Origin of the sequence: Streptomyces yaizuensis, from assembly GCF_034961445.1 — a bacterium.
GTDB classification, from domain to species: Bacteria; Actinomycetota; Actinomycetes; order Streptomycetales; family Streptomycetaceae; genus Streptomyces; species Streptomyces yaizuensis.
This window is the reverse complement of sequence record NZ_BSBI01000005.1, coordinates 487013-496229: the sequence shown is the minus strand read 5'-3', so window position 1 is coordinate 496229 and position 9217 is coordinate 487013. Positions and strand designations below refer to the sequence as shown.

The window sequence follows — 9217 nt, the reverse complement described above, 5'->3', positions numbered from 1 at the left end:
TTGATGGGGTAAGGCTCCCAGTAGACGACTGGGTTGATAGGCCAGATATGGAAGCCGGGTGACCGGTGGAGTTGACTGGTACTAATAGGCCGAGGGCTTGTCCTCAGTTGCTCGCGTCCACTGTGTTGGTTCTGAAACCACGAACAACCCCTCTATGGCCGGGTTGTTGTTGATTGTTTCATAGTGTTTCGGTGGTTTTAGCGTTAGGGAAACGCCCGGTTACATTCCGAACCCGGAAGCTAAGCCTTTCAGCGCCGATGGTACTGCAGGGGGGACCCTGTGGGAGAGTAGGACGCCGCCGAACAAATTTTGGGCCCCGGTTCTGTACACCTTGTGTGTACGGGACCGGGGCTTTTTTGCGTTCCGGACCCGTTCACCCCGTGTCCGGGCACAGCGCCGGCTGACGGTAAGGTCGGAGGAGTCATCGGCACGTTACACACATGGAGGCCCCCGGGTGGAGGTCCAGGAGACCCGCGTTCAGACGGACCGGGTACTCACCATCCCCAACATCCTCAGCATGGCGCGTCTTGTCGGCGTCCCGCTCTTCCTGTGGCTGATTCTCCGCCCGGTCTTCGGTGGTCCGAACAGTGACGGCTGGGCTCTGCTGGTGCTGATGCTGAGTGGGGTCAGCGACTACCTCGACGGCATGCTGGCCCGGCGGTGGAATCAGATCAGCAGCCTGGGCCGGCTTCTCGATCCCGCTGCCGACCGTCTGTACATTCTGTCCACTCTTGTCGGACTGACCTGGCGGGAGATCCTTCCGCTTTGGCTCACCGCCGCTCTTTTGGCGCGGGAACTGATGCTCCTGGTGATGGTGGGAATCCTCCGCCGGCATGGTTATCCGCCGCCGCAGGTGAACTTCCTCGGCAAGGCCGCCACCTTCAACCTGATGTATGCCTTCCCGCTGCTGCTGCTGAGTGACGGAACCGGGTGGCTCGCGTCACTCGCTGCTATTTTCGGATGGGCTTTCGCCGGATGGGGTACAACTCTGTATTGGTGGGCAGGGATCCTGTATGTGGTCCAGGTCCGCCGTCTCGTGAAGGCGGACGCAGCGGCCGATTGACCTCGTCGATGCAGGGCCGTGCAGCGTGGCCGGCCCGCGTGACGCCAGAGGGCCTCCCAGGACGAGCGAGGTCGGCTGACCGTCTCTCTCAAGGAGGACGCTTCCGACATGAAGGCCGTCGTGATGGCCGGTGGCGAAGGAACCCGACTTCGCCCCATGACGTCGAGCATGCCCAAGCCGCTCCTGCCGGTGGCCAACCGGCCGATCATGGAGCATGTGCTGCGGCTGCTGAAACGGCATGGGCTCAAGGAAACCGTCGTAACCGTGCAGTTCCTCGCCTCCCTGGTGAAGAACTACTTCGGTGACGGCGAAGAGCTGGGAATGGAGCTGACCTACGCCAACGAGGAGAAGCCCCTCGGTACCGCCGGCAGTGTGAAGAATGCCGAGGAGGCCCTGCGGGACGATGCCTTCCTCGTCATCTCGGGTGATGCGCTCACCGATTTCGACCTCACCGACCTCATCTCCTTCCACAAGGAGAAAGGTGCTCTGGTCACGGTCTGTCTGACGCGGGTGCCGAATCCGCTGGAATTCGGCATCACCATCGTCGACGAGGGCGGCAAGGTGGAACGCTTCCTGGAGAAGCCCACCTGGGGCCAGGTCTTCTCGGACACGGTGAACACCGGCATCTACGTCATGGAGCCCGAGGTCTTCGACTATGTCGAGGCCGATGTTCCGGTGGACTGGTCGGGCGATGTCTTCCCTCAGCTCATGAAGGAGGGCAAGCCGATCTACGGCTATATCGCCGAGGGCTACTGGGAGGACGTCGGCACCCATGAGAGCTATGTGAAGGCCCAGGCGGATGTCCTGGAGGGGAAGGTCGACGTCGAGATCGACGGCTTCGAGATCTCACCCGGGGTATGGGTCGCCGAGGGTGCCGAGGTGCACCCCGACGCCGTACTGCGCGGACCGCTCTACATCGGCGACTACGCCAAGGTCGAAGCCAACGCGGAACTGCGCGAGCACACCGTCGTCGGCTCCAACGTCGTCGTCAAGAACGGCGCCTTCCTGCACCGGGCCGTGGTCCACGACAACGTCTACATCGGTGAGCACTGCAACCTGCGCGGCTGTGTCATCGGGAAGAACACCGACATCATGCGGGCGGCCCGGATCGAGGACGGGGCCGTCATCGGGGACGAGTGTCTGATCGGTGAGGAATCGATTGTCCAGGGGAACGTCCGCGTCTATCCGTTCAAGACGATCGAGGCGGGCGCGTTTGTCAATACGTCGGTCATCTGGGAGTCCCGCGGTCAGGCGCACCTCTTCGGCACCCGGGGCGTCTCCGGGATCCTGAATGTGGAGATCACCCCGGAGCTGGCGGTACGGCTCGCGGGGGCGTACGCGACCACGCTGAAGAAGGGGGCGACCGTCACCACGGCGCGTGACCACTCCCGGGGCGCGCGGGCACTCAAACGGGCGGTGATCTCGGCGCTCCAGGCCAGCGCGATCGACGTCCGGGACCTGGAGAACGTACCGCTGCCGGTGGCCCGACAGCAGACGGCGCGGGGCAGTGCCGGCGGCATCATGATCCGGACCACACCGGGGGTGCCCGACTCCGTCGACATCATGTTCTTCGACGAGCGCGGGGCGGACCTCTCCCAGGCCGGGCAGCGGAAGCTGGACCGGGTGTACGCGCGGCAGGAGTACCGCCGGGCCTTCCCCGGGGAGATCGGCGATCTGCACTTCCCCGCGAGCGTCTTCGACTCGTACACCGGGTCGCTGCTGCGGAACGTCGACACCACGGGGATCGCCGAATCCGGGCTCAAGGTCGTCGTGGACGCGTCCAACGGCAGTGCGGGTCTGGTGCTGCCGAGTCTGCTGGGACGGCTCGGGGTGGATGCGCTGACCATCAATCCCGGTCTGGACGAGGCCCGGCCCACGGAGACCGCCGACACCCGCCGGGCCGGTCTGGTGCGGCTCGGGGAGATGGTCGCGTCCGCGCGGGCCGCCTTCGGGGTGCGGTTCGACCCGGTGGGGGAGCGGCTGTCCCTGGTCGACGAGCGGGGGCGGATCATCGAGGACGACCGGGCGCTGCTGGTGCTGCTGGACCTGGTGGCGGCGGAGCGGCGCAGCGGGCGGGTGGCGCTGCCCGTGACGACGACGCGGATCGCGGAGCAGGTGGCGGCGTACCACGGGACGCAGGTGGAGTGGACGACGACGTCTCCCGACGATCTGACGCGGGTGGGCCGGGAGGAGACGACGATCTTCGGCGGGGATGGCCGCGGTGGTTTCATCGTGCCGGAGTTCAGCAGTGTCTTCGACGGTACGGCGGCCCTGGTGCGGCTGGTGGGTCTGGTGGCGCGGACCCAGCTCACGCTGAGCCAGATCGACGCCCGTATCCCGCGGGCGCATGTGCTCAAGCGCGATCTGGCCACGCCGTGGGCGGTCAAGGGGCTCGTCATGCGGCGGGTGGTCGAGGCGGCCGGTGACCGGGACGTGGACACGACGGACGGGGTGCGGGTCGTGGAGCCCGACGGCCGCTGGGTGATGGTGCTGCCGGATCCCTCGGAGGCCGTCACCCATCTGTGGGCCGAGGGGCCCGACGACGCCTCGGCGCAGGCCCTGCTGAACGAGTGGGCCGCAGTGGTCGACAGCGCGGGCGGCTGACGGCGCGGCCGGTGTGCCGGGGGCTTCGGAACCGTTGCTTCCGGCACACCGGTGGGGCCATTCGGCGGTAGTGGGTACGACGTGCGACGATGTGCGGCATGCCGCAGCAGCCCCCCGTTCGGACCACCGGGTCCCCGACGCGACGCCCCGACGCGTCCATGTCGCTGCTGACGAACGTGATGGAACACGGGCTGGACGAGGGGTACGCGGAGGCGGCCGCCCGTCGGCGGGCCGGGGGTGGCCGGCTGCCCCGTACGCCCCGGGCGAAGCTGGGTCTCGCGGCCGGTCTGATGGTCGCCGCCGCCGTGGTCACGGTGGGTGCGGCGGAGGCGCGGATATCGGCGCCCGTGCTGGCGAAGGAGCGCGAGGAGCTGATCGACCGGGTCGACGCCGAGACGGCGGCGGTGGACGAGCTGGCACGCCAGGTGGACGAGTTGCGGGGCGAGGTCGGGGAGCGGCAGCGCAAGGCGCTGAAGTCGGAGGGGAACGACCGGGAGCGCCTGGTCGCGCTCCTGGCGGGGGCCACCGAGGTCGAGGGGCCGGGGCTGCGGCTCGTCGTGGACGACGCCAAGGGCACCGACCAGGGCGAGGGCAGCGACGGGCCCCGGGGAAGCAGCGGTTTCAGTGACACCGGCCGGGTCCGGGACCGTGACATGCAGCGGATCGTGAACGGGCTGTGGGAGTCCGGCGCCGAAGGGGTGGCGATCAACGGGCAGCGGCTGACGGCCCTGTCCGCCATCCGGGCCGCGGGAGACGCCATACTGGTCGACAACAGGCCGCTGGTACCGCCGTACACGGTGGTGGCGGTGGGGGACGGGACGGCGTTGAACACGACGTTCCGCAGCAGTGCCGACGGCCGGTATCTGGAGGTGCTGCGGGAGAATTTCGGCATCCGTTTCACGCTCTCCAGCGCGGACGAGGTGCGTCTGCCGGCTGCCCCGAGCCTGATCGTACGTACAGCCGAGCCGATGACCGCCACCGCCGGTGCCGACAGGAGTGGCGGGCAGGGCGCGGCAGGAACAGGGAAGGGCACATCGTGATCGCCGTACTGGGCCTCGTCGTGGGGGTCGTGGCCGGATTGCTGCTGAGGCCCGAGGTGCCGGCGGTGGTCGTGCCCTATCTGCCGATCGCCGTGGTGGCGGCCCTGGACGCCGTCTTCGGCGGGTTGCGGGCGATGCTGGACGGGATCTTCGACGACAAGGTGTTCGTGGTCTCCTTCCTGTCCAACGTGGTCGTGGCGGCACTGATCGTGTATCTGGGGGACCAGCTGGGCGTGGGAGCGCAGCTGTCCACGGGCGTGGTCGTGGTGCTGGGCATCCGGATCTTCTCCAACGCCGCGGCCATCCGCCGGCACGTCTTCCGGGCGTGAGCGGCGTGAGTGAGCCGGGGAAGGACACGAGGGACGGCGAGCCGGCCGGGGGGCCGGTCGCCGGGGCGGCCGGGCAGCCGGTCCCCGAGGGGGTCGGGAGGCCGGACGCGCCGCCTCCTGGGAAGCCGCAGCCGCAGCCGCAGCCGCAGCCGGAGCCGGAATCCGAAGCGGAATCCGCGCCGGAGCCTGCGGCGGCGGAGTCCGGCGGGGTCGCGCGGGAAGACGTACAGGAGGAGCCCTCCGGGTCGCCCCGGGCGGGGCTGACGGGCCGGCAGCGGCTGGTCGCGGGGTTGTGGCCGCCGCGGGTGACCCGTGCTCAACTGACGGTGGCCGCGCTGCTGTTCGTCCTCGGCCTGGGGCTGGCCATCCAGGTCCGTTCGACGAGCGACAACAGCGCCCTGCGCGGGGCCCGCCAGGAGGACCTGGTGCGCATCCTGGACGAGCTGGACAACCGCACGGAGCGGCTGGAGGACGAGAAGCACCGGCTCGCCGCGCAGCGGTCGGAACTGGAGAACAGTTCCGACCAGGCGGAGGAGGCGCGCAAACAGACCCGGTTGAAGGAGCAGCAACTGGGCATCCTGGCGGGTACGGTCGCCGCGGAGGGTCCGGGCATCACGCTCACCGTCACGGACCGTCCCGGTGCCGTCGAGGCGGACATGCTGCTCGACGCCATCCAGGAGCTGCGTGCCGCCGGGGCGGAGGCGATCCAGGTGAACGGGGTCAGAGTGGTCGCCGCCAGTTACTTCAGCGGCCTTGAGGGTGCCGTCGAGATCGACGGGAACCGGATCAGGGCGCCGTACATCTTCAAGGTCATCGGCAAGCCGCAGGATCTGGAGCCCGCTCTGAACATCCCGGGCGGCGTGGTGCAGACACTGGAGAAGGAGCAGGCCACCGCGGAGGTGGTCCGCTCGGAGAGGATCGTCGTGGACGCCTTGCGAGCGGCGAAGCGGCCTGACTACGCTCGGTCGTCAGCGCGGTGAGCCGGGTGCGCAGGGTGTCGTGCCGGTCCGGGCACGAGGTCGCGGGGGGTCGGCACAACGAAGTCGTGCCGCGTGGTGGAAACTGTCTGGTGGGTACGGACGTTGTGAAGATGTCCGGGTCGGCAGGTGTGATCAGTCAGGGTTCGTCCTGCCCCACGGGCGGGTCTATTTCGGTCAAGGGGAATCGCCCGTGAAGTTGTTTGCGAAGTTGTTCGGCAAGAGCGCACGCGAGGAAGGCGGCAACGCCAGGCATCGTGCGCGGGGTCAGGGTCAGCAGGAGGAGGGCCGGGGCGGTGAGCGCCCGCTCTTCCGTGACGAGTTCGCTGGTCCGGGCGGTGACATTCCCGGTGCGCGGGGCGCGTCGGCTGTTGACCCTGCCGGTCCCGGCCGCATAGGTTTCGGGGAACCATCGACCTCGGGTGGAGGGTTTGCCCCCGATCCGTATGCGACCAATCCCCACGGGGGGCGGCCGCGCCAGGAGGATCCGTCCATGACGGGTGTCACGGTCTGTACGAGGTGCGGCAGCCGCAATCCGCAGACGAGCAGGTTCTGCTCGAACTGTGGTGCGCCGCTGCGGGGCCAGGCGGCCCCCGAGCGTGCCTCGGAGACCACGTCGACGATCTCCATCTCGGGTCTGGAGGCGTACGACTCGGAGGTCACGGGTCAGACGCAGCTGCCGGCGCTGTCGCCCGAGGCGCAGGCCGCCGTGGAGGCGCTGCCGCCGGGGTCGGCGCTGCTGGTGGTGCGGCGGGGGCCCAATTCGGGCAGCCGCTTCCTCCTCGACGGTGATCTGACGACGGCGGGCCGTCATCCGCAGAGCGACATCTTCCTGGACGACGTGACCGTGTCCCGTCGCCATGTGGAGTTCCGGCGGAGCCCCGACGGCAGCTTCAGCGTCGCCGACGTGGGCAGCCTCAACGGCACGTACCTCAACCGCGAGCCGATCGACTCGGCCTATCTGCACAACGGGGACGAGGTCCAGATCGGCAAGTACCGACTGGTCTTCCACGTGAGTCAGCGGGCCGTGTAACCCGTCAGGGAAGGCACATGCGCACACCGACGGGCGGTGCCGGGCACGGCACCGCCACCGCGGGGGAGAGGCTTCCCGCTGCCGGGCGGCTGATGAGTATCGGCACCGTCCTCGGTCAGCTGCGGGGCGAGTTTCCCGAAGTCACGATTTCCAAGATCCGTTTCCTGGAGGCGGAGGGCCTGGTCGAGCCGCGCCGCACCCCCTCCGGGTACCGGAAGTTCAGCCAGGAGGACGTGGAGCGGCTGGCACAGGTGCTGCGGATGCAGCGGGACCACTATCTTCCGCTGAAAGTGATCCGTGAGCACCTGGACGCGGCGGCCCGTGGTGAACAGGTCCAGCTGCCCGCTCAGGGCTCCGCGCGGGACGCGGTGGCCACGGGGACCGGGGCGGGGGAGCCGGCCTTCTGGGAGGCCGCAGGAGAGCGTCGTACGGCCGCCCGGGTGAGCCGGGCGGAGCTGCTGGAGGCGGCGGGCGTGAGCGAGGCGGAGCTGGTCGAGTGGGAGTCGTACGGCCTGCTCGTCCAGGACGCCGCCGGAGCCTTCGACGCCGAGGCGGTGACCGTGGCCCGGCTCGTGGCCGACCTGGGCGGATTCGGTCTGGAACCGAGGCATCTTCGCGCCATGAAGGCCGCCGCCGAGCGGGAGGCCGGCCTGGTCGAACAGGTGGTCGCACCCTTGCGGCGGCACCGCAATCCGCAGACCAGAGCCCATGCGGAGGCCACCGCGAAGGAGCTGGCGGCGCTGTCCGTGCGGCTGCACGCGGCGCTGGTCCAGACGGCTCTCGGAGTGCGTCTCGGCTGATCCTGGACGTGCCCGACTACCCAAACGGGTCGGGCACGTCCTAGGGTTGCTGTGTGAACGAGCTCGACGTTGTGGGTGTCCGGGTGGAAATGCCCTCCAACCAACCGATCGTGCTCCTGCGTGAAGTGGGAGGCGATCGGTACCTCCCCATCTGGATCGGTCCCGGGGAGGCCACCGCCATTGCCTTCGCCCAGCAGGGCATGGCCCCTGCCAGGCCGCTGACGCATGACCTCTTCAAGGATGTGCTGGAGGCGGTGGGCCAGGAGCTCACCGAGGTCCGCATCACCGATCTGCGTGAAGGGGTCTTCTACGCGGAGCTGGTCTTCGCCAGCGGAGTCGAGGTGAGCGCGCGTCCTTCCGACGCCATAGCGCTCGCGCTGCGCACCGGGACGCCGATCTACGGCAGTGACGGGGTGCTCGACGACGCCGGTATCGCGATTCCCGACGAGCAGGAGGACGAGGTGGAGAAGTTCCGCGAGTTCCTCGACCAGATCTCTCCCGAGGACTTCGGAACCAGCAGTCAGTGACCGACGCACGGTGAGCAGGTGACCGCCGGGTCCGGCGGTCACCGGAAGGCTGCGCCTGGGCGTTTTGGGCCCATTCGGCCAGCGTTTCCCTGAATTGGGTCACGCCAAACCACTCTTGGGGTGGTTATCACCCGGCGTGCCGAGCGCGGCGATCGTTGACGCACCCCAGGCGACTGCCTACCGTCGAGTCGGGCAGGTCGAGGACGGAGGGTCGGCGTGAGAACCAGCGGCGACGGTGCGGCGGGGGGCGCTCTCGGACAGGTTCCGGGGGAGAGCCGCCCGTATCCGCTCAGGGACGGTACGGCCGGCGGGTCCACCCCCGCGGAGCGGTCACAGGAGCAGTCGGACACCCTCGGTTACCGGGGTCCCACCGCGTGCGCGGCCGCGGGCATCACCTATCGGCAGCTCGACTACTGGGCCCGCACAGGCCTGGTCGAGCCCAGTGTCCGGCCGGCCTACGGCTCGGGCACCCAGCGGCTCTACAGCTTCCGCGATGTCGTCATCCTCAAGATCGTGAAGCGTTTCCTGGACACCGGGGTGGCGCTCCAGAACATCCGCGCCGCCGTGCGGCACCTGAGGGACCGCAGCTACGCGGACCTGGAGCGGATGACGCTGATGAGCGACGGCGCGACGGTCTACGAGTGCTCGTCGCCCGACGAGGTCGTCGATCTGCTCCAGGGCGGTCAGGGGATCTTCGGGATCGCCGTCGGCGTGGTCTGGCGCGATGTGGAGGCGGCGCTGTCGCAGCTGCACGGCGAGCGGATCGACACCGGCGAGACCCTGGTGGGCCAGAACCCCGCCGACGAGCTGGCCCGCCGGCGGCGGAACCGGGCCGGCTGACGGT

At 69.0% G+C, this 9217-nt stretch carries 9 protein-coding genes and 2 rRNA genes; all 11 read left to right on the top strand.

From position 1 onward, the window contains the following. Nucleotides 1-105, top strand: a 23S ribosomal RNA gene (locus tag SYYSPA8_RS15825); the annotation flags it as partial. A gap of 82 nt (nucleotides 106-187) precedes the next feature. Then, nucleotides 188-304, top strand: a 5S ribosomal RNA gene (rrf, locus tag SYYSPA8_RS15820). Nucleotides 305-454: 150 nt separating this feature from the next. Continuing rightward, nucleotides 455-1063 (top strand): CDP-alcohol phosphatidyltransferase family protein, encoded by a 609-nt coding sequence (locus tag SYYSPA8_RS15815; RefSeq protein ID WP_323447796.1) that lies wholly within the window; start codon nucleotides 455-457, stop codon nucleotides 1061-1063. Nucleotides 1064-1171: 108 nt separating this feature from the next. Beyond that, nucleotides 1172-3667 (top strand): mannose-1-phosphate guanyltransferase, encoded by a 2496-nt coding sequence (locus SYYSPA8_RS15810; RefSeq protein ID WP_323447795.1) that lies wholly within the window; start codon nucleotides 1172-1174, stop codon nucleotides 3665-3667. A gap of 98 nt (nucleotides 3668-3765) precedes the next feature. Continuing rightward, the gene (locus SYYSPA8_RS15805) at nucleotides 3766-4707 is read left to right on the top strand and encodes a DUF881 domain-containing protein (protein WP_323447794.1); all 942 of its coding nucleotides are present in this window, start codon (nucleotides 3766-3768) and stop codon (nucleotides 4705-4707) included. After that, nucleotides 4704-5036: a small basic family protein gene (locus SYYSPA8_RS15800; RefSeq protein WP_323447793.1), complete on the top strand. Its 333-nt coding sequence runs from the start codon at nucleotides 4704-4706 to the stop codon at nucleotides 5034-5036. Before SYYSPA8_RS15805 ends, SYYSPA8_RS15800 begins: the two co-directional genes overlap by 4 nt. Nucleotides 5037-5041: 5 nt before the next feature. Further along, a complete protein-coding gene (locus SYYSPA8_RS15795; RefSeq protein ID WP_323447818.1) occupies nucleotides 5042-6016 on the top strand; it encodes a DUF881 domain-containing protein in 975 nt (324 codons plus the stop codon). Between the two features lie 82 nt (nucleotides 6017-6098). Next, a complete protein-coding gene (locus tag SYYSPA8_RS15790; RefSeq protein ID WP_323447817.1) occupies nucleotides 6099-7046 on the top strand; it encodes an FHA domain-containing protein in 948 nt (315 codons plus the stop codon). Between the two features lie 17 nt (nucleotides 7047-7063). Further along, nucleotides 7064-7846, top strand: a complete 783-nt coding sequence (gene ftsR / locus SYYSPA8_RS15785) for a transcriptional regulator FtsR (RefSeq protein ID WP_323447792.1) — start codon at nucleotides 7064-7066, stop codon at nucleotides 7844-7846. A 53-nt stretch (nucleotides 7847-7899) separates the two neighbouring features. Continuing rightward, nucleotides 7900-8373 (top strand): bifunctional nuclease family protein, encoded by a 474-nt coding sequence (locus tag SYYSPA8_RS15780; RefSeq protein WP_004002801.1) that lies wholly within the window; start codon nucleotides 7900-7902, stop codon nucleotides 8371-8373. A gap of 216 nt (nucleotides 8374-8589) precedes the next feature. Then, complete coding sequence (locus SYYSPA8_RS15775; RefSeq protein WP_323447791.1) at nucleotides 8590-9213, top strand: MerR family transcriptional regulator; 624 nt, start codon at nucleotides 8590-8592, stop codon at nucleotides 9211-9213. Nucleotides 9214-9217: the final 4 nt, after the last annotated feature.